We start from the raw sequence: 26066 nt of genomic DNA, 5'->3' as shown, positions 1-26066 counted from the left end.
GGTCCAAGCGTTTCCCTGAGTTGAGCGCGCACTTCATTTCTAAGTGAAAGAACTTCTTGTAAATAAGATGGCTCTGCATGAACTGAATGTTCTTCAAGCTTTTGAATGATGGCAGCAAGCATATCTTTTGCATCGCCAACCAAACCTAACGTGGCTTTATAGTTCCGGTTAATGGCCTGCCAATCCGCATCGATCGCTATATGTTCTTGTGGCACCGGCACTTTCCAGTTGGATGTTTCATTCCCCCTAAACCTTACACCTACGCTAATCAATAAATCTGCATTTCTTAAAAACTCTTTTGTAGTTTCATATGCCGCAAAATGTCCGATGCATTGTTCATGGTTTTCTGGAATCGAACCTTTTCCTGACTGACTGGTTATTACCGCTGCACCAAGGATTTCCGCCAATTTTTGCAGCTCTTGCGAAGCATTGGCACTGATGACTCCACCACCGGCCCATATGACAGGACGGCTTGCGCTTACCATTTTTTGAACGGCTAGTTCAGGAATAATTGGCATTGAATTTGTTTCAGAGGGTGAAGTTCGTAGCCCTTCGAGTGAAAGGTCCTCTATGATCACCGATTGATAGTCAATTGGAATTTCCAATGTAACCGGACCCGTTGGTGCAGTTAAAGCTTCTTGGATTGCCTTCCTTACTACTGCTGCGGTTTGGTCAGGGTTTCTAAGCCTCACTGCATTTTTACAAGCTCCGCTCATCATTGAAAGCTGGTCTTTACACTCATGTATGTATCCTTTGCCTGTACCAAGATAAGATGATGCCACCTCACCTGTTAGATGAAGAAGGGGGACACCAGCTGCCCAAGCTTCCACTAGTGAACCAGCTGCATTTCCTGCCCCTGTTCCAGTACTGGTAATCACTACACCCAATTTCCCGGTGGCGCGTGCATATCCATCAGCCATATTTACGGCACCGCTCTCACCGCGTGAACAAATGAGTTTGATGCTCCCTTCCCTAAGAATTGCATCATAGATGGGCATATTGTGAATGCTGACAATCCCGAAAGCAGCTTCCACACCTGCTTGAACAAGCTCCTTTACGATGGAATCGGCGGTCGTAAACTCTATTTCTTCTTGTATTTTCATCGCGTTATCCTACCTTTTTCAGTAATATATTTATATTGCCTTTCCGATCGCTCCTGCCGTCTCAATCGTCGAACCCGCTACATAACTTGCTTTGTCTGAAGCTAGGAAAACAATGACACTGGCCACTTCTTCCGCTTCCCCTACGCGGCCGAGAGGGATATTCCGTTTTTTCGCTAGGTCCCCGTAATACTCTTCAGGGTCCATATCAGGCGCATTTTTCAACCTTCTTCGCTCCCATTGATCGGTCCGGATCAATCCAAGACTCACTGAATTCACCAATATATTGTCAAAGGCCAATTCCTGGGACAAGGTTTTGCTTAAATTAAGGAGGCCAGCCCTTGCTGCTGCAGTCGCTACCATATGACGTTCAGGTTCTTTGGCAAGCGTTGCATTAATATTAATGATCCGCCCTCCTCCCCTTTTCACTAAATGAGGATGCGAAGCACGAACGGCATATATGATGGCAAAAAACTTTAACTGAATCTGTTCTTCCCACTGCTCATCCGTTATGTCAAAAAAGTGACCCATCACGCTTTGACCGGCTGCATTCACCAAAATATCGATTCCGCCAAACCTCTCAGCGGTACCATTAATGAAAGAATCCACATCCGATTTTGAGGTGACATCACATGTTGATGCAAAAATATCTTCCTTTTCACCAAATGAGAGCAATTGACTTTGTGCACTTTTCATACGCTCAGCACTTCTGCCGCAAATAGCCACTTTCGCTCCTTCAGCTAAAAACATTTCTGCTGTTTTTAATCCCACTCCCGACGTGCCGCCCATAATGACAGCCACTTTTCCTTGCAATCCTAAATCCACTCTCTTCACTCCTTTTCAAAGCCATTTTCCTCAAATGCTGTCCTTTATCAACAAGAAGCTAACTACGCGAAAGAATCATGGGAGGAAATCAAACTCCTCCTCATTTCTTCGCCATGACAGAACCTTCTATATGAGAATCAACCCAGCCTGGATCGGGATCTCCTCCCATTGCTTTGCGCGCTTCAGGTTTCGGCGGCCCTGCAATCCCCCACTGATCCATTAAATGCGGAACCCGTTTCCATACACGTGCTCTCCACTCAGATTCATCTTCGATCGTTTCCAGATAACATGTATACTCCATTACAAAACCGCCTGGGTCTTGAAAATAACAGAAAATATTGTCCCCTGGCCCATGACGTCCAGGTCCCCAAAGTTCTGACAAGCCCGCTTTTCGGACATTGCTTATTCCTCGCATCAATTCATCCACGGAATCGACTTCGTATGCGATATGATTGACTGACGCATGCTCATCTTGATTGAAGGCGATGGAGTGATGCTTTCTGTTGCACCGGAGGAATGACATTTGATGCTCACTCCAATCAGTGACTTTAAAACCAAGAACATCCGTATAAAACTCAACGATCATATCTAAGTTCTTCGTGTTCATTACAACATGATTCAATTTCACTGGATCCACATTTTTCTTGCTCCAAATAGACGTTTGCACTTCCACCCAAGCCGAAAGTTCGATCACGCGGTTTTCCGGATCAATAAACCGCAGGCCATAACCGGCACCTGCTTCATCCAAATATCCAGGCGGTTCAATAATTCGAACGCCCTTCGATTGTAATATCCCTGCTGCACGGTCTACCGCATTTTTATCGACCATGCCAAAAGCTATATGGTGCAATCCTCGTTTTTCTCCCCTGTGAAGGCTAAGAATATGATGTTCYGGTCCAGCCCCCCGGAAATAAACCGTATTCTCCTCTTCCGGAACATCCACCCTATCCAGACCCCAAACCTTTTCATAAAACTCTGCTTGATCGTCGAAATTCGGAGTAATCATGCTTATATGCCGTAAATGAGTAATCCCAAGCATTTTTTTAACCTCCCATAATTTAGATTGCCCTTTTGATCATTCGCATTGGCCATATTTAACAATCTAATCGAAAAGGGCGCCTCATTAATTTTCATAATGCAGGTGCCCTTTCGGCTTAATGATCAATCTTTAATGATGGCTTCTCTTTCTTTAGAGCGTTGTTTACGCAGTTCTTCCAGTTCACTGCCTTCAGGATATGTCGGTAAGTTAGGCTTCACTGCCCCAAGCATCACTAGCATGCGCGCCTCTACATCCCCGTCATTCCTAATTCCCCGATAAACCCCTGGCGGGCTGCTTATGCAGTCTCTCGCACTTAATTTAATTTCATGCACTTCACTGTAGCTGTCCTCTTGAATTAATGCCGTGACTTCACCCTCAAGAATGAAAAACACTTCTTCAACATCGTCATGAAGGTGCAAAGGACCGATACATCCCGGAGGAAGCACCATCGTACTTAAAGTGAAATGTTCACCTGCAATTACATTCGTATCGTTATTGGCAGTGGCACCGCGTCCGATATATCTCATCTGTGCGCGTCTATAAGCGGGATCAATTTCTTCTTGGAACTTCAAGACATTCCAATCTAGAGTACGGTCTTTCAATCGGGCAACATATTTTTTTTCAAAATCCTTCACTGAAAAAGTTTCTTTTGTCATTTTAAAATTCCTCCCTTATTTGTTGTTTCTAAACCGAATTATGTTTCATAAGCAAAACATTGTTTTGTCTATGAATTAAGTCTAAAATGAAAACGCTTCATTGTCAATTAGTTTTTAGAATATTTAAAACTATTTTTATAATCCGAACGTTCAACACTATGGGATAAACCTGTAACGATTTGCTTTTCTTAACACAAAAAAGTGTGGATTCCCTAATGGGAGATCCACACTTTCGAAAGAGGTTATTCACTTATTAATCGATTTTAAATCGTTCAGACATCTTCGTGTTGATAAGGCTTAACCCCGCTGTATCCCATATAAACGGATAACTGACGAGAAACTTCCAACAGTTTCGGCAAGGCAATTTTATCGATGAAGTCCTCTTGATAAGCAGACTCTGTTGCCACGACATTCAAGGCAGCCAATACTTTCCCAGTCCTATCAAAGATCGGGGCGGCAACCGAACGGATGCCAGGGTGGAATTCCCCGCTTGTCATCGAATAACCATTTTGCCGAATCGAATCCAGCTGTTTTTGAAATTCACCAGGCGCGGTGAGTGTTTTGTCTGTATAAGGAGTAAGGTTCGATATTTTGAACATTTGCATGAGCAATTCTTTCGGTTGATATGCCAAAAGTAATTTTCCATTGGCCAAAGCATGTGCCGGCAGCCGCAAGCCTATGTTCACATTGACAGCGGATACACCTCTGATCGGGGCACTTCCAACATAAACAACTTCCTGTCCATCCAAAATGGAAAGATGGCAGGAGGCTCCGATTTCATCACGCAAGGTCTCCATATAAGGTTGGACAATTTCCTGGAATTTCAAGCTATTCAAATAGCTGAACCCCAATTCAAGAACTTTAGGAGTTAAACTATAACGTTTGGTATGTTCATCCTGAGACAAGTAACCAATATTTTGTAATGTGAATAATAAACGATATGGTACTGTTCTGCTTACTCCCAGTTGTTTCGCTATTTCTGAAAGAGACAAGCTCGGCTGCACTTCATTAAAGAGCTTAATGATTTCCAAGCCCCTAACCAATGAATTAGCACTATATTTCTCTTTCTCTTTTTCTTCGCTTGCCATTCAAGTATTCCCCCCGTTGTGAATAAATCTCATTTCCCCTGACTATAACCCGTTCAGTAAAGCTTTCTTCATACCTAGAAAGAAGAACTTGCAACATATATATCCATTTTTTTCTGATCGTTCTTTTGGTGAATGTTTATGATGCATACTTCAATGGTTGCCTATTTTCTTTTGCTTCCTTAACTAGAAAGGTACTTTGGCGCCAGTAGCGCGCACCGGCCTTTACTTTGCAAGTTCTTCCAATCATATTTCGATGATTGTAATCAATTCAGAAGTTTCCGTTTACTTTCTTTCATGCTAACAACAGCTGGTCTATGAGTCATATCAGATATACTCAATGCTTTCACCGCTTCCGGAAAACGGCTAGTAAAAGCCGGGAACTTTTAACCGAGCTGGTGTCTTCGAGCGCTATTCATTATCCCTATTCCTGTTAAAGAATCAGTACCGCAAATTGRCAACCATTACTACCTTACAATCCTTAACTCTTCATGTATAAATAGAATAGTGTTTATGTGTCAATTAAAGCATATTTACATATATAAAACTATTTGGAAGGCCCAGCATAATTGACGTTTCAATAGAAAAGCTCGTTGTTATATGACCAAATATAACCAATTACAGCAGTAAAAACAAATAAAGAATTTTCATACATCGGATATTCTCTGTCAAATCGCGAAATTTTCCGTATTAAGCATTTCATATACAAAACAATATAAATGAATTATAGATTTTCCTGATTTTAAATTCAATATCAACAAGTCAGAATTTTTAATAATTTGTAAATAATTTGTTTTTTGGACACAAAGAATCAGTATTACTTCCATTTAAAGTCCTGGTTGATAGAGCTCCCATCTACTCAATAGGATGAAACAAAGTTCGATTTATAACTGAAAGAGCTTATAATCTAAAAATATAAAATAGTCAAAATATTAAATTGACAATCAAATTATTTTAATTTATCGTTAAGAAAGTAAAACTTTGTTTTCCTTACAAAACACATCTGTTTCTTTTTTCTATCAAAATTTTAAAGAAAGGCGGGAAAAATCAAAACAAACTAGTACCTTTCTAAAGGGATAACTTTAAAACACTTATTCTCAAATGTAAGCGTTTTAAGGAATGTTAAAAAGCGATAGGGAGATGGTATTATGTTAAATGGGCAAAAAAGATGGTTGTATATTGCCGTACCAATTTTTTTCTTTTGGTTTTTCGGACAAATTGATAAGGTTGGCATTTCCATCATTCAAACAGATCCAGAATTCTTGCATGCACTCGGTATGACAGGTGCTGACAAAAATGCAAAGATCGGTCTTCTATCTTTTGTATTCACCATTGCTTATGGAGTTTCAAATCTTTTTTGGGGCTTCATCATTGATAAATTGGGTGCCCGAAAAACAGCCATCGCCGGTTTATTCGTTTGGACAATCACGATGATTATGTCAGGACTGGCAAATTCATATGAAATATTTTTAATTAGCAGGATCATTCTTGGTTTTGGTGAAGGGATGATGATTCCGGTTTCCGGAAAGCTCATTTCTAACTGGTTTAATAAACGCGAACTGGGGAGGGCCCAGGCATCTTGGCTTACCGGAAACTATTTAGGACCGGCAATGGGAGCCGTTGTTTTGGTGCTTGTGATATCTTTACTTCACTGGCAAGCAGCTTTCTTTATGCTTGCAGCTTTCAACTTATTTATAAATATCCCGATGTTCATCTTAATGACGAGGAATACACCAGAAGAACACCCCCGTATAAGTAAGGATGAATTGGCATTCATTCGCCAAACGGATGATGAAATAAAAGAAACCGCCCATACAGAAAATAAGAAAAGTTTCGCCCAAGATTATCGTTTCTGGATCGTTTGGTTTGGTATGCTCGTATGCTCCTTCTTATTTTTCGGAATCAGCATTTGGCTTCCTACATATCTCATTGAAGCAAAAGGGTTTGAAAAGGAAGGAATGTCGAGCATTACTTCACTTTCCTGGCTATTCGCTTTAGGATTTGTCTTGGCATGCGGTTTTCTGGCTGACAAAACCAGACGTCCAAGTTTGATGGCCACGATTCTATTTTCATTGACGGCTGTCTTTTTGACTGTAGCAGTCTTCATCCCCAACCCTATTTTGGCCGGACTATGTATGGGACTGGCAATGGGATGTCAAGGCGGTGTGTTCCACTTAAGCAATATGCTCATGGTAAAATACTCAACACCTGAAACGGCAGGACGAGCCGCAGGTCTAATTGGATTCACGAATATCATGGGCGGCTTTTCGAGCTATATCATGGGATGGCTTCGTGACTTGTCTGGCGGGGACTTCAGTTCATCGATCGCCATGCTGATTTTTACAGCCCTCTTAGGTTTGGCAGCTTATTTATTCTCGATTAAGAGAGAATCCGCAGAACTGCGCTTATCACCTATACATGTACAAAAGATACAAGCATGAAGTCCTTGTAAAATCAGTTTTATACCTCCAACCCTTGAATTATCAGGGGTTTTTCTTGTGCCGACTTAAAAGTAAGTCGAAATAACATCGCTCATTTTTTGGATTTCCCGATAAAATTCCCACCGGTTACTCCGAATCACTCCTTTATTTGTATAAATATGTCGATAGTTAAAATATTCAAAAAATGATATTTTTTTGAATGCCCATGTTATATTATTTATGGAAAAAAATACTTGTCAAGTAAGGTGAGTGTGTGAATATAGAAGTTTTAATTCTCCATTATATTCAGGAAAAACGTCAAAAACCTAACCATGCCAATGATTTATTGGACTATATTCAGAATGAATATGTAAACGGGAAGCTGTCAATCTTGCAATATAGAAGTCTCTGTCAGGACTTATATCTTCGAGGAGCCAAACAAACGTCTCCTGGATGAAGCTACACCCTTGTCACTAGATTAACTACTTCCAATTGTGGATGAATTTTGTTTCTGTTTTATTCCGCAACGACCAATCCATAAAAATACAGCCGGTCATTTCTCCCCCCCAGTATGTTCATAAATAAATAAAAGCCTCCGTGATCTGTCACCCCAAGACAGTTCACGGAGGTAAATGTTACTTAATCAGACATTGCAGAATTTCATTTTAATTAAATGAATATATCGAAAATTAAAACCAAACCGAATGCAACGAAGGAAAGTAATGTTTCCATCACTGTCCAAGTTTTGAAAGTTTCTTTAACGGTCAGTCCCATGTATTCTTTTACTAACCAGAAACCGGCGTCATTAACATGGGAGAACATGAGTGAGCCTGCTCCCGTGGCAATTACGAGCAATTCTAGATTTACACCCGTCATATTGGCAACGACCGGTGAAACGATCCCTGCTGCCGTGGTCAAAGCGACGGTTGCAGAACCTGTGGCAATTCGAATCAATCCGGCCACAAGGAATGCAAGAACGATCGGTGATAAAGAAATTTCTTCAGACATGGAAGCGATTGCAGTCCCTACACCACTATCAATTAAAATTTGCTTGAACCCTCCGCCAGCACCGATAATTAGAATTATGGATGCTAATGGCAATAAGCATTCTTCCGTCAACTTTTTAATTAGTGATTTGTCCATTCCCTGTCTGTAGCCCAAGAAATAGTAAGCTGCAAAACAGGAGATTAATAGGGCGATCACTGGACTTCCGATAAACAATAAGAATTTTTCAATCGAACCCGGTAGCGGCAGATAAGGCGCCACTACCGTTAAAACCATCAACAATACTGGCAAAAGGATGATGAAGAACGATACTCCAGTGCCGGGTAATCCACTTGACTTTGTTTCGATACGGATCAATTCCGGTTCTCCAACAGGAATAACCCGTTTATGAATCCATTTTGCGAATAGCGGTCCCGCAATTACAGCCGTCGGGAATGCGATGATCAAGGAGTACAGAAGTACCTGCCCCATGTTAGCATTATAAATTCCAATAGCTGTCATGGCTCCAGGATGCGGAGGCACCAGCCCATGTACGATCGATAAACCAGCAAGTACTGGAATGCCAATTAACAAGATGTTCACTTTGGTTGATTTACGAATGGAAATGACCAAAGGAAGCAATATTACTAAACCAACCTCGAAAAATACCGGAATGCCGATGATGAAACCAGATAAAAGCATGGCCCATGGCAGGTTTTTCACACCGAATTTATTAATGAAAAAGTCAGCAACCTGCATTCCAGCTCCAGAGTCGGACATCATCTTTCCTAGGATGGTCCCTAAGGCCAATATTCCAATAAGGTGCCCAAGGACCGCTCCGACACCCGTTTCATAAGCTCCAACGATCTTGTCCATTGGCAGTCCGGAAAAAATCGCTAAAAATAAACTGGCAACAGTCAGGCTGATGAACGCATGCCATTTCCACAATGATACCCCCAAAATGACGATTACGATTGCTATCAGCGTGATTCCTAATAAATATAGTTCCATATATTCTCCCCATTCCCAAGAAATCGCTTACATTCAAACCAATACAATAAATGGGATTATTGTACCGGCTCGTTATATGTCACAATGTAGTTCTGTTTAGCCGTGTTGTAATATCCTTCACTGTATTCCGTAACATTTCCGTCCCCATCACTGGAAATCCTAATCCTCTTTAGTACTGGACTATTTTTTTCGATTTTCAGTGTTTCGCAAATGTGATCCGGAGCGATAGCAACGGCAAACTCATCTCTGAATGTTTCAAGTTTGACGTTTTGCTCTTCCAAAAAGCGGTACAAAGAATTGATTTGGACCTCTTTTATCTCTTCTTGGTTTAAATCAAGTGAAATATAATGTGTAAAGTAAATATAAGGTTCATTGTCCAATAAATATATCCGTTCGATACTTATGCAACGGGCACCAAATAAAGAATGCAGCTTAGTGTCTGAAGAAAGGTCAATCTGACTTATGTTTAACACCTTTTTTAAAATGGAGTGCCCTTCCTCCACCAACAGCTCTGTGAAACGTTTCCCTTTGGAAAGTTTGACAATCGAACCATTAGCTATGACTCTAGTGCCTTTGCCGCTTTTCTTTTCAACATACCCCTCTTGCACGAGTTCTTTGATTGCATTACGGACAGTAACCTTACTTACGTTAAATTCTTCTTCCAAAAGAGGCTCGGAGGGAATGTTTGTGTCGATGGCATAAACCCCATGTAAAATACGATCCTTTAATATTTCTTTTATCTGTAAATACATCGGTCCATTTTTCCTGTTCACATTCATTCCTAATCTCCTGCCTTATCTTTTAATATCTTCCATTTTACCTTCCATTGCCGAGAGTATCTCCTTTTCGGTTGCCAAAGGAGTATCTCCAACGACAGTACATGCCAGCATTCCTGATACAGCAGCAAATCGTACTGTCTTTTCAGGGGAATATCCTAGCAATTCGCCATGTAAGATTCCGCTGGTGTAAGCATCGCCTGAACCTATTCTATCATATACGGAAAATGATAGGATATCGGAAAAGTAAAATGTTTCTTCTTTGTATATATACCCCCTCAACGTATGGCTATTATCACTGTTGATCGAACGGTGTGTCCCCGCTATCGATTGAATTTTGAATCGCTTGGCCACTTCAGGGATCAACTCAAGAAGCTGTTCTTCCCTTGTGGAGCCTTCTGACTTCATTCCTAAAATATAAAGGGCGTCTTTTTCATTCATCATGACGATATCAGCCAAAGAAAGCATTTCCTCATAATGAGGCTTTGCGTCAGCGTAACCATCCTCCCATAAGGAAGGTCGGTAATTGCAGTCGAAACAGACTGTACCGCCCTTTTCTTTGACTTTTCTAGCCAGCACCTTCATGCTTTCCCGTACATTTTCCGCCATTGCAAGCGTGATTCCGCAAAAATGGATGATATCCGTCTTTTCCGAAATCATATCCATATCATAATCGGATAAGGTGGCAGTATTAAAACTACTTTCCAGTCGATTGGAATATGTGACACGGCTCGCCCGCTGTCCAAATCCATTTTCCAAAAAGTACATCCCCATGTATTTGCCGCCTCTAGAGATGTAGTTCCTGCCGATTCCTAAGCGCTGCAAAGCTGAAATTGCTGAATCACCAAGGGGGTTATCCGGTAACATTGTCACAAGATACCCATCATGTCCAAGTTTTGTCATCGCAGAAGCTACATTTACTCCCGTGCCTGAAAAGGAGTATTGCAGCGTGTTAGCCTGTGATAGCAATTCATGCCCTGGTACCTGCAAACGCATCATTACTTCCCCGAATGCCACAATCCTTTTAGGCATATTTTTCAACCAATTTTTTCGTCATGGCCAATAATTCCCGTACATCCTCCCCATTCGTTTTACCAGTCGCTTCATCAATGATGGAAGAATATACGTGGGGAATGACTTTAGGCACTTTTGCTTCTAATGCAATTTCTAATATGGTCTCGAAATTATTTAAGTCGATTCCACCTGTTGGTTCCAAAGCAAATCCCTCTTCACCACAAGCTTTTGCTACAGCACGATATTCATCTTCATGCTTCAGCCCTCTCATAGGGAAATATTTCAAAGCATTTCCTCCCATATCGCGAACGAGCGCAATGGCAGCTTTGATYGGCACAATGGCWGTTTCACTTGCGCCTGCACTTACTGGACCAGTGGAGATATTCACATAACCGACTTTCCCAGTTGGAGAAACAAGTGAATTTATCCAGCTATCCTTCTCGCCTAAATTGGCCCTCGTAGCACCAACAGCCGGAAAAACCTGGTTAATATGACTGCCTGGATAGTATTTTGCTATTTCTGCGACAACTGCAGCCTGTCTATTATCGCCTGCGCCCAATCCAATTGAAACGGCTTCATCAATGGCTTCCCCGTATTCTTTCATTGCTGTAACACCTGCTTCGACAGTTGGATAATCCTTTGAGAGTACACCAACCAATACATGTCCTTCAGCTGCTTCAAAGACTTCCACTGCATTTTCCACACTATTTGCAAGTACATTTAAGGCTACACGATCATTCAATAACCGTTTGTTTATGTTTGTCATCCTTGTTTTCCTCCTAATATGGTTCTTAATCGTAATTCAATAACATTTATATCATCACCTTGCAATGGACGCGGATCTATATCGAAAAAGCCTTGCCGTATCCCATAATCCCGTGTATAAATGGCGATATCCCCATTTTTGAGCTGCTCGTTCACTTCTTTTGCCGTCGTTTCCGTTATCAAAGGATTTATGGAAATACGTGCTCTATATATGGCACGTCCGGCTTCATCCTGAACTATCGTTACTTTTACGCCATCAATCGAGTCAAGTGATGTGAGAACTTGTAAACTAGCTTTTTCTTTTTTGCTATTATCCGTCTTGACAAAATACTCATCCAATGCCTGAAGCAGACCAAAGGTCGTTTCCTTTCCAACCTTCATGCTCCTTCCTATACAATGCAATTGAACCTTTACCCATTCGATATATTTTTTTCTGCCAGCAACGATACCGGATGTGGGTCCTTCAATGGCTTTTGAACCACTATAAATCGCCAGGTCGGAGAATTGTACATATTTTTCCAAATCTTCTTCCGCTGCTGCATCGACAATCAGAGGGATATTATTCGTTTTGGCCACTTCCCATGCCTCTTCGACCGATATCATATTTTTCTGGACAGCATGATGCGATTTCACATATAAAATAGCGGAAGTATTTTCATTTATGGCCTCCGCAATATGTTCTGCTTTCCCTTCATTTGCATATCCAACTTCAACCAATTTTCCGCCGCCAAGATAAATCATGGTTTCAACCGGTGCACCATACTGAACGTTATGGCCTTTCAGCATGATGATTTCATTCTTTTGAATACGATCTTGATGAAGCCTTTCGCTTTTCCTTCTGTTTCCTTCAGTAACGATTGCCGCTACTGAAAGCGCTATTCCGCTTGATGCTGAGTTTACGACCACAGCTGCTTCAGAATGAAGCAAATTCGCTATATGCTGGCCTGACTTATCGACTAAATCAGAAATTTCAACATAATTTTGCCCACCTTTTTTCATCGCGTCCATCACTGTGTCAGTTGGGGCAGAGACTCCCAATATGCTCATTCTTCCGCTTGCATTGATGACTCTTTTCAAACTGTATTTAGCATTCAATGAATTCTCCATTTATAACCACTCCTTTTACAATAACTCTTTTTTCTGCCATCCTTTTTTCGCCTTCGGAATCCAATAAAAGGGTCGGCTCATTCTCGATCTTGAATAAAGTCAGGTTCGCAATATCCCCAACTGAAATCCTTCCAAGCTCTGGTTTATTCAACCAAGCTGCTGCATTGACCGTAACTGCATCTATTACTTCTTTTAATGGATAACCGAGGTACAAAAATTTTGTAAGCACATTTGCCATATTAAAAACTGGCCCATTCTCTCTGTTTTTCCGATATATATCCGTACTGATCGTATTGAAGCCGATTCCCCGCTTTTTAGCCATTTCTGCAGTTTTAAAAGAAAAGCTTGCCGTTCCATGACCTACATCCAAATGTACACCACGTTCAATCGCCTTAATCAACTCAGGCAGCGGCTCTTCTCTTTCATCAAATAAATTATTCGCTTTACCATTTAGAAAATGAGTAATAATGTCCTTTTCCTCAAGTAATTGAAGGACTTCCTTAATACTAGGCGGCCCTGAACCGATATGAACCATTAATGGTAAACCCGTTTCAGCCGAGAACTTCCTAGCGATTTTTAATGGCTCGACACCATTTGGACCAACTACACTTTTACTTATTCTCGCTTTAAGTCCAACTACAAAATCCCCGTACTTGGAAATTGCCTTCATTAATTCCCCTTCGTCCAGCCATGAAATATCCGATAACTCATCAACCCTTTTCAATCCAATCCGCGAAATATTCAGAAAGGCGAAAACATTCGTTTTGGCATTTTCACCACTTCTAACCAGATCGGTTATCCTATCTGCCCCCGTGCTTCCCGCATCTATGACCGTTGTTACACCAGTTTTATATCCAATCTCATCAACCTCATCACCATAAGGATCGAATTCCGGGAAAGCATGTACATGCATATCAATCCAACCACTCGAAACAAAAACCTTTTGATCATAATCTATTATCTTATCTCCTGTTGCAGTTCCGGGTCGTGCAATTTCCTTAATCATCCCATTTTCCAGGATGATATCCGCTGCTTTTCCCTCTACCATTTTTACATTCTTCAGAACTAACGTATCTGTCATTTCCCTCATCCTTTTCGGTACATCCTATCGATTGAAAGTACTTTGTATACGGTTACACTGAATTGTATAAGAATTCATTAATTTCTCTTTACAAAAATAGATTATCATATTTTGCCGAACTAATCAATATAACGTTATAATGTTTGATTTGAATTTACAGAATTTTTTATAAGATCAAGGCTATTTTTTCTTTGTGCTTCTTAGTTTCTTCATATAATATAATCTCATTAGGTTTTTTAAAATTTTTCATGCTACCCATGAAAAAAAGGCGGGAAGAAAAACAATCTGTTTTTCTTCCCGCCTTTTTTTACGAATTCACAAAATCCATTAATGGAAGTTTCTACTCTAATTATCCCGGAAATAATGCTTTTATTAAATAAACTTACTCTAAGTCAGAATAAAGACTAATGGGTTTAAAGGGTTTGAACGTTTCCTCTAAGACACTCGCTATAGAACCCCTTTTGTTTCCAAACAGAAGAATTAGATCCTTTTTTTCTTTTTATTCAACCATATAATTAATCCAATTATCGCTATAAATAAAATGAATAGGTCTATGTTGTTCATAGAAAATAAATTTCGATCAGCTATTATTACTGAGGACATCCTGATTATAAAACCTAGACATATAGAAATAAGTACAATTATTACTGTTTTAAAACTTTTTTCCTTAGTTTCCATATTTATCTTGACCTCCTACATATAGTTATATAGTATGATATTATACCAAATTTCCAAAAAAACATAATTGAGTGTTATGAAAATGAAGAAAAAGTCCTTATTTTCAATACTAATAATCAGTTTATTAGTATTCTCACATGTCCCCAATACATTGGCCGAAGAGAAAAATGAAACAATACCTTCATCAACAGTCAACCCCATYGTGGAAATCAAATTAATTAGTGATGATGTTATACAAATACAACCAACAGCAAGCATCATTGAAATGAGCAAACCTATTGCTCATCAGGCTAAACTAACAAATACCCAATTAGGAAAGATGGTAAAGGCTCATCAAAAGGGAACAACATGGTTAAGCATCGTAAGTACTTTTGTGTTTGCAGGTGGCCCAACCGCACGAGCAGGAGTAGCTACTGCACTGGCATCAGCACTTGCTGGCAGTCCTAATAGTTTAATAGCAGCATATTATTCCGGAAAACACGCTTATCATGTATCTGTCTATGCTAGTGGTAAAAAACCAAGTTTATCTAAAATAACGTATATATATTACACTAAGTCAAATCTTTCATTTAGAACCCTCGTTAATTAATCCATCCTGCTCCTAATATTACAGAGGAAATGTTGCTTTCCATAATATAAAAAACCAAGAATGCTAATTTAAAAGCATTCTTGGTCTTGTTAATTTCCGTACTTCATTCGTTTTTCCTTTTCATGACATTCACTTAATATATATCCCGTTCTTATGAAAGCCGTTAATTTACCTTTTTCGATCCTTTCCAATGGATTTCCCTCAATCGGTATTTTTGTAGCTTACCTGTTGCCGTTTTCGGTAAAGACTCTACGAATTCAACTTTTGTCGGTGCTTTAAAGTGAGCCATTTTTGAGCGGCAAAAGGTAATGATCTCATTTTCCGTCACTTTTGCATTTGGCTGCAGCACAATGATTGCCTTAGGCGTTTCTCCCCATTTATCGTCTGGAATGGCAATGACCGCACCCTCCAAAACATCTGGATGTTTATACAATACCCCTTCTACCTCTGTTGAAGAAATATTTTCCCCGCCGGAAATGATTAAATCCTTAGCCCTGTCTTGTATCTCAATATATCCATCAGGATAGGTAACTGCCAGATCCCCGGTATGAAACCAGCCATCCCTAATTGCTTCGGCCGTCTTTTCCGGATCCTTATAATATCCTTCCATTACAACATTGCCGCGAGTAATGATTTCCCCCAGTTCCTTTCCATCCCAAGCGACTTCTTTCCCTTCTTTATTGACTACCATCGTTTCCCCATTGAAAACCAATTCAATACCTTGTCTTGCCTTTATTATTGCTTGTTCGTCCGCCGATTTAGCTTCAAACTCATCCTTCCACTCGTTATATAGGATGAATGGGGAAGTTTCTGTTAATCCATATACGTGGATCATATTCAAACCAAGGATATCTTGTGCCTTTTGTATAAGCGCTGCTGCTGGAGGAGCACCTGCCGTTGCCATCCTTGGATGCACTTTGATATTTGTTTCTTTTGCTTTAGGGTCATTTACCAGCATATTGACGACAGTAGGCGCTCCACATAACAATGTAATATTATGACGGGCGAATAATTTGAGGATAAGAGGGGGATCGACTTTCCTTAAACATACATGAGTCCCGCCAGTAGACGTTACCGACCATACCCCTCCCCAGCCATTAGCGTGAAACATTGGCAATGTATGTAAGTATACATCGTCATGCTTCACCCCTAGGTGATAAATGAAATTAGCGGCGTTCATGTAATTCCCGCGATGAGTTAACATGACCCCTTTTGGTTTTGAAGTCGTTCCACTCGTGTAATTTATAGTCAAAAGTTGATTTTCTTCGATTTTAACCTCTGGCAGTCCATCATCATTTGCATGCAAAATGAAATTCTCATAATCTATTCCAGGTAAAGTGGTTTCATATCCTTCAAAAGGCACGATGATGATCTTTTCCAAGGAAAGTTTAGTAATGATCTTTTCGATCGGAGCGGTGAATTCTTCATCGACTATCAACATTTTTGAATCGCTATGCTTGATGATATATTCCAAATCCTCTGCAGCAAGCCTGTAATTCAAAGGGACCATTACCGCTCCCATTTGACAAATGCCATAAAAACATTCCAACATATAATGCGTATTTGGCAACATAACTGCAATATGGTCACCTTTTTCAATTCCCGAAGAATACAAAGCTTTGGAAAGTTGATCTGTTCGCTGTCCGAATTCCTTATATGTAAACTTTTTCTCTTCATCGATGATTGCCACTTTATGAGGATAATATTTTACGGCCCTGCGCTTCCAATCAATTGGAGTTAATGGGGAAAACATTTTTACCATCTCCTTCTTTCCAGATTCACTGTATACAGCACCCTGCTTGGTTCGTCATGATGGATCCTGAGAAAAAACTTCGTATCCTTTTAATACATATTCATTTTCCAGCCGTCATATCTTCTTTAATGGATTTCCATTTAAAGATTTTTGAATGGCCTATCCGCTTTGAAATGAAAAATCCAAATATTTTTTAATTATTCTGATAATTAATCTCCTAAAAACAGTGAAATTCACTGCTTTAATAGATATTTTTTTAAAAAACAAAACTCCGTAAAAAATTAATATAGCGCTTCTTCTTTCTATTATATTGGAGACAGTACACGTCAGGAAGATTATATTTTATTATCTATGCATGCCGATAGATGTTCGGTAAGTTTCCCAACGATTTGTTTGAGTCGTTCCGTTTCCTCTTCATTCAGGACGCTATAAAAATCACGAAAGGTTTTGGTAAAACACTTATTGATGGAATGATAGGTACTCCTTCCACTTTCTGTGGATTGGATAAAAACGACCCGCCGATCATCCTCACTGTGTACCCTCTCAATCAATTTCTTCCGTTCAAGCCGATCAATTAGTGCAGTTCCTGCTGCAGGTTTAATCTTCAAATGATTCGAAACATCTTTAACCGCTATGGATTCATTCAAGACTATTAATTGCAATGCGCGATACTGCACAGTAGTTAAATCATATTTAACCAGTAACGGTTCCACCAATTCCTGTGATAGGCTGCTTAATTCCCTGATCTCTAGATGTAAATTATACAATTCACTTGAATGCATGTTTGACAATCCTTTCTTATTGACACTATCTATCTAAAACTATAACATAATTAACGTATCAAAAAATTAACCATGCGAATTAAATTGGTTATTGATTTTTAACGAGAGAGAGAGGCTGTCCATGTCAGCAGAACAACGCAAAAAGATCATTATCCTCATGATCAATATGTTTATAGCAATAGGAAGTTTCGGGATCATCATCCCCATTTTACCAGCATACCTGGCCTCCATTAATCAAGGCGGAACCGCCGCTGGCCTAATGATTGCCATTTTCGCAGGTGCACAACTTATCTTTTCGCCAATTGCCGGAAAATGGACTGACCAATTCGGGCGCAGAAAAATGATTATTTATGGATTGGTCGGTTTGACATTATCCATGTTCATTTTTTATGCAGTCAATTCCATTTGGTTATTATATGCTTCACGGATCATTGGCGGAATCGGGGCAGCTTTGCTTATACCCGCAATTTTTGCTTATGTTGCCGATATCACCACATTTGATCAACGCGCTAAAGGCAATAGTTTAGTATCTGCCGCCATGTCCCTGGGAATTGTAGTCGGTCCAGGAATTGGAGGTTTTTTAGCTGACTTTGGCTTGAAGTTTCCCTTTTTGATTTCTGCGCTTGTATCCCTATCAGCAGTCGTATTTTCAATTTTTGTTTTAAAAGAAAGCGAAACGGCACAGGTTACTCAATCCATGGATGCAAAAACTGAAACGATGCTTCGGAAAATCACTTTATCCGTGAAAAAGCCTTATTTCATCCCACTCATCATTACGCTTGTAATGAGCTTTGGCTTAATGGCGTATGAATCTGTAATTGGTCTTTATCTTGATAATCAATTCAATTCGACTCCTAAGGACATCGCCGTCATGGTTACAGCCACCGGTATCGTCAGTGTAATAGTTCAATTGTTTGTCGTCRATCGGATCGTACAGCGTTTCGGGGAAGTGAATGTGCTGAATATCTTTATCAGTGTTGCAGCCATCGGTTTCCTCCTATCACTTTTTGCATCAAATTACCTGATTTTCTTTTTGATTTCACTTATCATCTTCCTTTCCACTTCCATCTTACGTCCAGTTCTTAACACACTGATTTCCAAGATGGCAGGGAATGAGCAAGGTTTTGCAATGGGTATGAATAATGCGTATATGAGCATCGGAAATGTGCTTGGACCAACACTTGCGGGAATGATGTATGATGTCCACATTACCTATCCGTTCATGTTGGGTCTTATCCTCTTATTCATTACTTTAATGATTACTATGGCTTGGCAAAAGCGATCACTTCATGCAAAGGCCTTATCTTAGAACTTAATTGGGATTTCAAAATTTATTCCTTAACGAACCCCCCCGAGTAGCATCCGCTATCCGGGGGTTTTCATTATGATTTTTTTATCCATTCTTCTTTTAATTGAAATCCTCCAAAACAGTTTAATAACGAGTAACACTTCAATCTCTTGAGAACTAGCTCCAATTTCATACGGAAACTTCTCATATTTTTGCGTAACACTCGAATTCACGAGTATTTGCTTCAAAATCACGAGTAAATGCGTCAATTTCACGAGTATTTGCTCCAAATTCACGAGTAAATGGCTCTAATTCACGAGTAAACAGCTTACAACTCATGCGCATCCTCTACAATTTACAAGTATTTGCTCCATTCTTTCCTTAAGTTGAAGCTTTTATCTCACCAAAATAAAAAGCGACCTTATTTTTAGAATAAGGCCGCTTATCATTCAGTTTTCTCATTTCATATTGTTATAAAGGGAAATTAATTTTATTTAATATAAATGGCTTTCTTTCCTTTACTGCTTTCAAAAGCCGCATCAATGATTTTAATGACCGCCAACCCCTCTTGGGCAGTGACTGGAGCTTTTTTCCCGCTCAATATACTATCGGCAACTGCCTGGTAATACGTTAAATAAGAACCATGCAGTGTTTCAATGGTTTCATGTATCTCATTTTCTCCTTCAACCGTAACCAGCTTACCATAAAATTCGGGATCATCTGCACCCCAAGAGTCATCGACTGGTTTTTTCCCCTCACTCAAGTCAGCCTCTTGGCAATCAAGACCGTATTTGATAAATGATCCTTTACTTCCATGCACCTGATACCGCGGTCCATTATACGGAACGATTGAGCCTGAATGCAAGATAACCCTCAGCTTTTCATATCCTAATATCACATGGAAATAATCATCCGTTTCTGCATTTTCTTTTTGGGAAAATACATCTGCCGAAACGAATTGCGGCAATCCAAACAAATGAAGTGCTTGATCGATGAGATGTGATCCTAGATCATAAAGCATGCCTGATCCCGGGCCCGGTTTTTCCCTCCATCTATCCCTGACCACAGGCCGGTATCTATCGTAATGGACTTGGTATGTATTGATTTCCCCAAGCACTCCATCATCCATAAGTTTTTTCACGGTCAAAAAGTCATTATCCCATCTCCGGTTATGATAGACACTTAAAACAAGATTCTTTTCCTCGGCAATCTTGATGAGCTCCTCCGCCTCCCAAGCTTCCACAACCATCGGCTTTTCGAGAATGACATGCTTCCCGGCTAACAAGCTTTGCTTGGCCATTTCATAATGCAAACCACTCGGTGTCGTAATAACAGCCAAATCAATGGACGGGTCTTCAAGAATTTCCTCTAAGCTGCCTACCACTTCCACATCTTTCAAATCTTTTTGGACTTTTTCCTTATTGGAGCTCACAACTTTCACTATTTGAAACTGCTCTAAAACACTTAGTAATGGCGCGTGGAAAGTAGCTCCTGACAATCCGTACCCAACAATGCCCACTTTAATTTTTCTCATTTTCAATCCCACTCGCTTTCTTGTTCCTCTTAAACAAACATTTTATTATATTTCATTGTCCGGGTATGTATCTCTCAAAAACTTGACAGATTGATTAATCAATTCTTTCAATACATTAATATTGATATCTGCCACTTTATTGATGTACACACACGCTTTTCCGGAAGAGTGTTTTCCAAATACCTGTAACAATTCTTCTCTTTTTTTGTCCCCTGGAGCAAAGTATAAACTGATTTTTGCTTTTCGAGGTGAAAATCCTACCAGTGGGGCATCGCCTTCGTGACCGGATTCATATTTATAATGATAGGTTCCGAACCCAATTATGCTAGGTCCCCACATCTTTGCCTCATAACCTGTCGTTTCGGTAAAAACATTCAACAATTCGTAGGCATCTTCACGTTTTTTCGGATTATCGACGTTTTCGATGAACTCAATGACACTACTGTCCGTCTCATTGGTTTTTTGTTTATACATGACCGGAACCTCCCTTACATTAAAAGGCAGAAAAAATTCATAAGATATCGCTTGCTCAGTATCTTAATACCCTATACAATCGTGTTTTTAGGTTGTTATGTATGTATACAGCCTTCATCACCGATGTATCAATGATTGGCGGACGAGCTCCTTTACTATTTCTCTATGCTTATGGCAAATCCTTCATTCAATACCCTAATATATTATAGAACATTGATTCGTTTTATTCTATTTTAAGAGCAAGTTTATTAAGTAAATCTTTCGCGCTTTAAAAATCAGTACTTTACCATAATAATCTCTACGATCAGAAATTATTATTCTGATCGTAGATTTTTTTATTAAAAGGCAAACTGCAGTTTTACCAGATCTATTGCCGCCTGATCTTATCTATTTCATCAGCTATGAATTGCACCTGTGTCCCTACGATGACTTGAATGCTTTGGGGACCCACAATATTGATTCCGGCAACCCCTGCTGATTTGATTTTATTCTGATCGACAGCTCCCATATTTTCCACTTCCACCCTTAATCGGGTAACACAATTATCTACAGATGTTACGTTAGCGTCACCGCCTAATCCCTCATATATAGCGGAAGCCATTCCAAAGAATTTACTCTCATTATTCCCGCCTTGACCGCTGTCTGCTTCCGCAATCGCTCCTCCGCCATCAAGCTCATCTTCTGTATCCTCTTCTCTGCCGGGAGTCATTAAATTGAACCTAGTTATCAAGAATCGGAATAAGAAATAGTAGATGACTGCAAAAGCCAGTCCTTGAAGAAGCAGCATATAAGGTTCATTTGCCATTGGCAATCTTGAGCTTAAAACAAAGTCAATGAATCCTGCACTAAAACCGAACCCTGCTGTCCATTGGAAAGTCGCAGCAATAGCCAACGATATTCCTGTTAATAAGGCATGCACAACGAATAGGGCTGGTGCAACAAACATGAAAGCAAATTCCAAAGGTTCAGTAACGCCTGTGAAAAATGAAGCGAAACCGGCTGCGAGCATTAATGAGGCCACTTGTTTTTTCTTCCGTGATTTTGCCGAATGGTACATGGCAAGAGCCGCTGCCGGTAAACCGAACATCATGACGGGAAAGAAGCCGGCTTGATACATGCCTGTGGTTCCTTTTATTCCCGTTCCAGCCCAGAATTTACCGATATCGTTAAGACCGATTACATCGAACCAGAATACGGAGTTTAACGCATGATGTAAACCAGTTGGTATCAAAAGCCGATTGAAGAACCCATAGAGTCCTGCTCCAGCGGCACCTAATTCACTTATTCCTTCCCCAAATATAACTAACCAGGAGTAGATGAGTGGCCATACGAAGAATAATATTAGGGAAACCAGTAACATGGCAACCGCAGTAAGGATCGGAACAAGGCGTTTACCGCTAAAGAAAGCGAATGCATCCGGCAGTTCTACCTTACTGAACCGATTAAACATAGCTGCCGCTATAAGACCCGAGAGGATTCCGACAAATGCATTTTCTATTTTCAGAAACGCTGGATTTACATCTTTTACATCGATTCCTTGCAGCATCGCCACCGAGTCCGTGGAAAGCAATGTCGTTACGACTAGATAGGCTACCAGCCCGCTCAAAGCGGCAGCTCCATCTTTTCCTTTCGACATCCCCAACGCCACACCAACGGCAAACAAGATAGCCATATTGTCAATGATCGAAGAACCTGCTTTGATTAAGAAAGCTGCTAACGGACTTCCCGCTCCCCATCCTGCTGGATCTATCCAGTAACCGATCCCCATTAAAATGGCGGCTGCCGGCAATACGGCTACTGGCAGCATCAAGGAACGCCCTATTTTTTGAAGATATTTTTTCATTCCGCTTTCCTCCTGACAATTACTGATTTAGGGCAAACCCCATATTCTATTAGACAACGGTTCCTTCCATTTTAGAACTTCATTTCATTTATAAATTTGACTATATTCAGGAATAAAGTCTTAGCGATTTACTCCTCCTTCGAAAGCCCATAAAAAAAGAAAAGTCCAACCCGGACTTTTCTTTTTTCACTTATTTATAGAGCAAGTAATTTTTGCGAACCTTTTTAAAGGCATCCTGCTTTACTTGATATTCTTTCAAGATTTCATTTACTGTTGAACCTTCTTTAATTCTAGACATTATCCAGCCATTGCCAATCAATAAATTGAAATTGTTGGCTGCAAGGAATTCGAAATCACCGGGATATAGATCCTGAATGGTCTTGATGATGTGAAGTCCAGTAGGGACAGCCTTGAACTCTTCTCTATCCGTTATATAAATTTCCACTCCGTGGCTAAGTTTACCTGCATGTTTTGAAAATGTAGGTGTAAAGGACGCTGCCCTGAATTTTACACCGGGTAACCTTAATGCATTTAATTTCCCAGCAAGCTCATCACCGTTTATATAAGGAGCACCTATCAACTCGAATGGTTTGGTCGTTCCTCTGCCTTCCGAGACATTCGTTCCCTCGATCAATCCTGTAGCCGGATATACGAAAGTAGTGGAAACTGTCGGCATATTCGGTGACGGCAAGACAAAAGGGAGACCAGTATCGTCATAATCCATATCTCGCTTCCAGCCTTTCATCTTGATGACCTTGAGATCTGCTCCAATTTTAAATTCCTTATTGAACAAAGTCGCGAGTTCCCCAACCGTCATCCCATGCTTAAGCGGGATTGGATACAACCCAACAAACGATGAGAATTCAGGTTCAAGGACCGGCCCATCTACCGACTCTCCGCCTTGTGGGTTCGGCCGGTCCAGCACGATAAAGGGGATATCATTTTCTTTGGCTGCTTCCATTGCATAAGCCATCGTGTAGATATAAGTGTAATAGCGTGTTCCGACATCCTGGATATCAAAAACAAGGACCTCAACATCCTTTAACATTTCAGGTGTCGGTTTTTTCGTTTTACCATATAAACTATAAACGGGCAATCCTGTTTTTTCATCAATATAATATTCAACGCTTGCACCAGCTTGCGCATCTCCACGCACTCCATGTTCAGGACCAAATAAAGCCGTTAAATGAATATCCGGATCATCATGAAGGAGATCGACGATGCTGGTTAATTTAGAGTCGATGCCAGTTGGATTCGTAATCAAGCCGACTTTCTTTCCGCTTAAAACATTCTTTTCTTCTTTTAAAAGAACTTCAATACCAGGACTGACCTTTTGTTTTTTCTTCTCTTTAACAGCAGTTACACTTTTTGAGGAAACGATGCCGAAAGAAAGCATGCAAATGGCAAATAGGATTATCATTCTTTTCAAATTGCTTCTCTCCTTATTTTTTAATGGGTCTTCCAGATTTAATATCTAATCCATATCCATATTTATAAAGGCTTTCAGAGGGCTTAGTTACTGAAGGTATATCGACCGGCAACGTGCCTTTTGGTCTTGATTCTCCAAAAATGGTCGAGATGCCTGCCGGGATATTCGGCTGTCTATAACGCCCATTCGAATACCCTTTAAACCCGTAAACAGCAAGAATCGCCTTCGCTTCTTCAAAGTTTGCAACATCATAAGGGTTTCTTAAACTCATTAAAACAAATTCTTTGTCTTTTTTCTTGGCATGATTCATGACCGCTCTAGGGAAGGCTGTTGCCCACTTCGACGAATCTTGAATACTGTCATCTATCACTCCATCATTGACAGCCGGATCGTTTTTGACAATATAGGAACCAGTTATGACAAAATCCGATTCATCAATGAGTCTGGCCACTTGATCTGTAAATGACTTTCCTGAAAAACTCATACCCGTTATTTGTACTTTCTTTATTTTCTTTTTATCAGCTAATTCGCTGATGCTCCTGGACATGGATTCAACTTGGTCATCAAAAGGAGCAAGAATTAAAACTTTATCATTTTTCTTAGGTTTGAAAGGCAATGTTTTGTGTTCATTTTTCAACAGAGTGATGGCATCTTCCGCCATTTTCCTTTCATTTTTCAAATGATCTTCGTTCCCGACCACTTGAAGCGCGGTTTCGATTTTTTTATCTATAGGAGTATCTTCCGGGTTTAATATCCCTCTTTTCACTTTTAGTTCAAGTATCCTCGTTACAGATTGATTGACTTGATTTAGAGGAATTTCCCCGCTTGCCACTGACGCCTTCACTGCATTGAATACAGAGGCTATATTCTTTTCCATTTGAAGCGAATTAACCTGCGCCGGCATCAAAGCAATATCAACACCAGATTTCAGGGCAAGGACCACAGCTTCTTCCTGTCCGAAGTTGTCCGCGATGGCTTTCATATTCAAAGCATCTGTAACCACAACACCGTCAAATCCCATATCTTCTCGTAATAGACCCGTGATGACCTTTTGTGACAGCGTTGCAGGAACCATAATTTCTTGACCGTCTTTTTTACTGATATAGGTAGTGTCATCGAATGCAGGAAATTGAACATGTGCAGTCATCATCATATCAACTCCAGCATCGATGGCTCTTTGGAAAGGAAGCAGCTCGATGGAGCGCAAACGCTCTTTATCATGAGAAACAAGGGGAAGACCATAATGACTGTCGACTGCTGTATCTCCATGGCCAGGGAAATGCTTGGTCGTCGCTATCATGTTCTGATTTTGCAATCCTTTTATCATCTGAATGCCAAGCTTTGATACAAGGTCCGGATCGGAACTGAAGGATCGAACGCCAATAACAGGATTTCCGGGATTATTATTGACATCGACAGACGGCCCGAAATTGACATTTATGCCAAGTGACGACAGTTCCTTGCCAATAATTTCTCCGGATTGATATGCGTAACTCTCTTGTCTGGCTGCACCAAGTGCCATATTACCAGGAAGGTTCGTTCCAGTTTGAAGGCGAGTTACGATTCCTCCTTCCTGATCAATTGTTATGAACAGCGGAAGGTCCGGGCTTGCCATCTGCAAACCATCGGTGAGCCGAACCGTTTGTTCGGTATCGACTACATTCTCAGCAAACAGAATCACACCGCCCAGATGATATTTTTTGATGATGCTTGCAACTTCCGAGTTCATTTCAATAAACCCGGTCGCCTTTTTTTCTCCTTGTTTTTGCCAATTACGAAAATCCGGCATGAGCATTTGACCGACTTTTTCATCGATTGTCATGTTTTCTACGA

23 protein-coding genes are annotated in these 26066 nt (G+C 40.3%); 4 read left to right on the top strand and 19 right to left on the bottom strand.

Annotation, left to right across the window (positions count from 1 at the left end; genetic code table 11):
* The 5 genes from AC1DVB_RS15890 to AC1DVB_RS15870 form a co-directional block, all read right to left on the bottom strand.
* Nucleotides 1-1103: thiamine pyrophosphate-binding protein (locus AC1DVB_RS15890; protein ID WP_477589969.1), on the bottom strand; the 1103-nt coding region annotated here is incomplete at its 3' end.
* 30 nt (nt 1104-1133) lie between these two features.
* On the bottom strand, nt 1134-1925 hold the full coding sequence (locus AC1DVB_RS15885) for an SDR family oxidoreductase (protein ID WP_098865550.1): 792 nt from the start codon (nt 1923-1925) through the stop codon (nt 1134-1136).
* A gap of 100 nt (nt 1926-2025) precedes the next feature.
* A complete protein-coding gene (locus tag AC1DVB_RS15880) occupies nt 2026-2964 on the bottom strand; it encodes a VOC family protein (RefSeq protein WP_048678838.1) in 939 nt (312 codons plus the stop codon).
* A 122-nt stretch (nt 2965-3086) separates the two neighbouring features.
* Nucleotides 3087-3620 (bottom strand): cupin domain-containing protein, encoded by a 534-nt coding sequence (locus tag AC1DVB_RS15875; RefSeq protein ID WP_034312308.1) that lies wholly within the window; start codon nt 3618-3620, stop codon nt 3087-3089.
* A 272-nt stretch (nt 3621-3892) separates the two neighbouring features.
* Nucleotides 3893-4708 carry an IclR family transcriptional regulator gene (locus AC1DVB_RS15870; RefSeq protein ID WP_048678846.1) on the bottom strand — a complete coding sequence of 272 codons (816 nt, stop codon included), beginning with the start codon at nt 4706-4708 and terminating at the stop codon, nt 3893-3895.
* A 1145-nt stretch (nt 4709-5853) separates the two neighbouring features.
* Between AC1DVB_RS15870 and AC1DVB_RS15865 the strand changes: the two genes are divergently transcribed.
* Together AC1DVB_RS15865 and yppF are read left to right on the top strand one after the other, a co-directional pair.
* The gene (locus tag AC1DVB_RS15865; RefSeq protein WP_454861234.1) at nt 5854-7146 is read left to right on the top strand and encodes an MFS transporter; all 1293 of its coding nucleotides are present in this window, start codon (nt 5854-5856) and stop codon (nt 7144-7146) included.
* Nucleotides 7147-7399: 253 nt separating this feature from the next.
* Nucleotides 7400-7582, top strand: coding sequence for a YppF family protein (yppF, locus tag AC1DVB_RS15860; protein ID WP_055348417.1), 183 nt, complete (start codon nt 7400-7402; stop codon nt 7580-7582).
* 212 nt (nt 7583-7794) lie between these two features.
* Here the strand turns inward: yppF and AC1DVB_RS15855 are convergent, their stop codons facing one another.
* Genes AC1DVB_RS15855 through AC1DVB_RS15830 form a run of 6 tightly spaced genes read right to left on the bottom strand, consistent with a single transcriptional unit; the run spans nt 7795 to nt 13863 of the window.
* Nucleotides 7795-9120 (bottom strand): GntT/GntP/DsdX family permease, encoded by a 1326-nt coding sequence (locus tag AC1DVB_RS15855; protein ID WP_477589966.1) that lies wholly within the window; start codon nt 9118-9120, stop codon nt 7795-7797.
* 56 nt (nt 9121-9176) lie between these two features.
* Entirely contained in the window at nt 9177-9899 is a 723-nt protein-coding gene (locus AC1DVB_RS15850) for a GntR family transcriptional regulator (protein WP_477589964.1), read from the bottom strand.
* Between the two features lie 15 nt (nt 9900-9914).
* Nucleotides 9915-10928 (bottom strand): sugar kinase, encoded by a 1014-nt coding sequence (locus AC1DVB_RS15845; protein ID WP_477589962.1) that lies wholly within the window; start codon nt 10926-10928, stop codon nt 9915-9917.
* Nucleotides 10921-11676, bottom strand: a complete 756-nt coding sequence (gene dagF, locus AC1DVB_RS15840) for a 2-dehydro-3-deoxy-phosphogluconate aldolase (RefSeq protein WP_477589960.1) — start codon at nt 11674-11676, stop codon at nt 10921-10923. The genes AC1DVB_RS15845 and dagF overlap by 8 nt, the downstream gene beginning before the upstream one ends.
* Entirely contained in the window at nt 11673-12782 is a 1110-nt protein-coding gene (locus tag AC1DVB_RS15835) for a DgaE family pyridoxal phosphate-dependent ammonia lyase (RefSeq protein WP_477589958.1), read from the bottom strand. Before AC1DVB_RS15835 ends, dagF begins: the two co-directional genes overlap by 4 nt.
* Nucleotides 12760-13863: an amidohydrolase/deacetylase family metallohydrolase gene (locus AC1DVB_RS15830; RefSeq protein WP_239861160.1), complete on the bottom strand. Its 1104-nt coding sequence runs from the start codon at nt 13861-13863 to the stop codon at nt 12760-12762. The genes AC1DVB_RS15835 and AC1DVB_RS15830 overlap by 23 nt, the downstream gene beginning before the upstream one ends.
* Before the next feature lie 760 nt (nt 13864-14623).
* On the opposite strand from AC1DVB_RS15830, the gene AC1DVB_RS15825 reads away from it, so the two are divergent.
* Nucleotides 14624-15130: a hypothetical protein gene (locus AC1DVB_RS15825; protein ID WP_477589955.1), complete on the top strand. Its 507-nt coding sequence runs from the start codon at nt 14624-14626 to the stop codon at nt 15128-15130.
* Nucleotides 15131-15293: 163 nt separating this feature from the next.
* On the opposite strand, the gene AC1DVB_RS15820 is transcribed toward AC1DVB_RS15825, so the two are convergent.
* Entirely contained in the window at nt 15294-16883 is a 1590-nt protein-coding gene (locus AC1DVB_RS15820) for a long-chain-fatty-acid--CoA ligase (RefSeq protein ID WP_477589953.1), read from the bottom strand.
* A gap of 335 nt (nt 16884-17218) precedes the next feature.
* Entirely contained in the window at nt 17219-17665 is a 447-nt protein-coding gene (locus AC1DVB_RS15815; protein ID WP_057277783.1) for a MarR family winged helix-turn-helix transcriptional regulator, read from the bottom strand.
* Nucleotides 17666-17786: 121 nt separating this feature from the next.
* On the opposite strand from AC1DVB_RS15815, the gene AC1DVB_RS15810 reads away from it, so the two are divergent.
* Entirely contained in the window at nt 17787-18974 is a 1188-nt protein-coding gene (locus AC1DVB_RS15810; RefSeq protein ID WP_477589951.1) for an MFS transporter, read from the top strand.
* Nucleotides 18975-19157: 183 nt separating this feature from the next.
* Here AC1DVB_RS15810 and AC1DVB_RS15805 read toward each other — a convergent pair whose 3' ends face one another.
* The 6 genes from AC1DVB_RS15805 to AC1DVB_RS15780 form a co-directional block, all read right to left on the bottom strand.
* Nucleotides 19158-19292: a hypothetical protein gene (locus AC1DVB_RS15805; protein WP_268750826.1), complete on the bottom strand. Its 135-nt coding sequence runs from the start codon at nt 19290-19292 to the stop codon at nt 19158-19160.
* A gap of 151 nt (nt 19293-19443) precedes the next feature.
* On the bottom strand, nt 19444-20487 hold the full coding sequence (locus AC1DVB_RS15800) for an oxidoreductase (protein WP_106026586.1): 1044 nt from the start codon (nt 20485-20487) through the stop codon (nt 19444-19446).
* Nucleotides 20488-20532: 45 nt separating this feature from the next.
* On the bottom strand, nt 20533-20961 hold the full coding sequence (locus tag AC1DVB_RS15795; protein WP_336058860.1) for a DUF1801 domain-containing protein: 429 nt from the start codon (nt 20959-20961) through the stop codon (nt 20533-20535).
* Between the two features lie 367 nt (nt 20962-21328).
* Entirely contained in the window at nt 21329-22804 is a 1476-nt protein-coding gene (gene nagE / locus AC1DVB_RS15790) for an N-acetylglucosamine-specific PTS transporter subunit IIBC (protein WP_057277786.1), read from the bottom strand.
* 190 nt (nt 22805-22994) lie between these two features.
* A complete protein-coding gene (locus AC1DVB_RS15785; RefSeq protein ID WP_235568335.1) occupies nt 22995-24200 on the bottom strand; it encodes an exo-beta-N-acetylmuramidase NamZ family protein in 1206 nt (401 codons plus the stop codon).
* Nucleotides 24201-24246: 46 nt separating this feature from the next.
* Nucleotides 24247-26066, bottom strand: a 1820-nt coding sequence (locus AC1DVB_RS15780; RefSeq protein WP_477589947.1) for a glycoside hydrolase family 3 protein, incomplete at its 5' end; no start/stop codon positions are given.

The organism is Peribacillus sp. P4_D6 (genome assembly GCF_056401795.1).
Note: the sequence above shows the minus strand (reverse complement) of the source record. Positions and strands in the feature narration are given on the sequence as shown.

Coding starts and splice junctions, on each gene's coding strand:
- AC1DVB_RS15875 (WP_034312308.1), bottom strand. CDS start 3,620: ATGACAAAAGAAACTTTTTCAGTGAAGGATTTTGAAAAAAAATATGTT.
- AC1DVB_RS15870 (WP_048678846.1), bottom strand. CDS start 4,708: ATGGCAAGCGAAGAAAAAGAGAAAGAGAAATATAGTGCTAATTCATTG.
- AC1DVB_RS15865 (WP_454861234.1), top strand. CDS start 5,854: ATGTTAAATGGGCAAAAAAGATGGTTGTATATTGCCGTACCAATTTTT.
- AC1DVB_RS15855 (WP_477589966.1), bottom strand. CDS start 9,120: ATGGAACTATATTTATTAGGAATCACGCTGATAGCAATCGTAATCGTC.
- AC1DVB_RS15850 (WP_477589964.1), bottom strand. CDS start 9,899: ATGAATGTGAACAGGAAAAATGGACCGATGTATTTACAGATAAAAGAA.
- AC1DVB_RS15845 (WP_477589962.1), bottom strand. CDS start 10,928: ATGCCTAAAAGGATTGTGGCATTCGGGGAAGTAATGATGCGTTTGCAG.
- AC1DVB_RS15835 (WP_477589958.1), bottom strand. CDS start 12,782: ATGGAGAATTCATTGAATGCTAAATACAGTTTGAAAAGAGTCATCAAT.
- AC1DVB_RS15830 (WP_239861160.1), bottom strand. CDS start 13,863: ATGACAGATACGTTAGTTCTGAAGAATGTAAAAATGGTAGAGGGAAAA.
- AC1DVB_RS15820 (WP_477589953.1), bottom strand. CDS start 16,883: ATGTTTTCCCCATTAACTCCAATTGATTGGAAGCGCAGGGCCGTAAAA.
- AC1DVB_RS15815 (WP_057277783.1), bottom strand. CDS start 17,665: ATGCATTCAAGTGAATTGTATAATTTACATCTAGAGATCAGGGAATTA.
- AC1DVB_RS15805 (WP_268750826.1), bottom strand. CDS start 19,292: ATGAGTTGTAAGCTGTTTACTCGTGAATTAGAGCCATTTACTCGTGAA.
- AC1DVB_RS15800 (WP_106026586.1), bottom strand. CDS start 20,487: ATGAGAAAAATTAAAGTGGGCATTGTTGGGTACGGATTGTCAGGAGCT.
- AC1DVB_RS15795 (WP_336058860.1), bottom strand. CDS start 20,961: ATGTATAAACAAAAAACCAATGAGACGGACAGTAGTGTCATTGAGTTC.
- nagE (WP_057277786.1), bottom strand. CDS start 22,804: ATGAAAAAATATCTTCAAAAAATAGGGCGTTCCTTGATGCTGCCAGTA.
- AC1DVB_RS15785 (WP_235568335.1), bottom strand. CDS start 24,200: ATGCTTTCTTTCGGCATCGTTTCCTCAAAAAGTGTAACTGCTGTTAAA.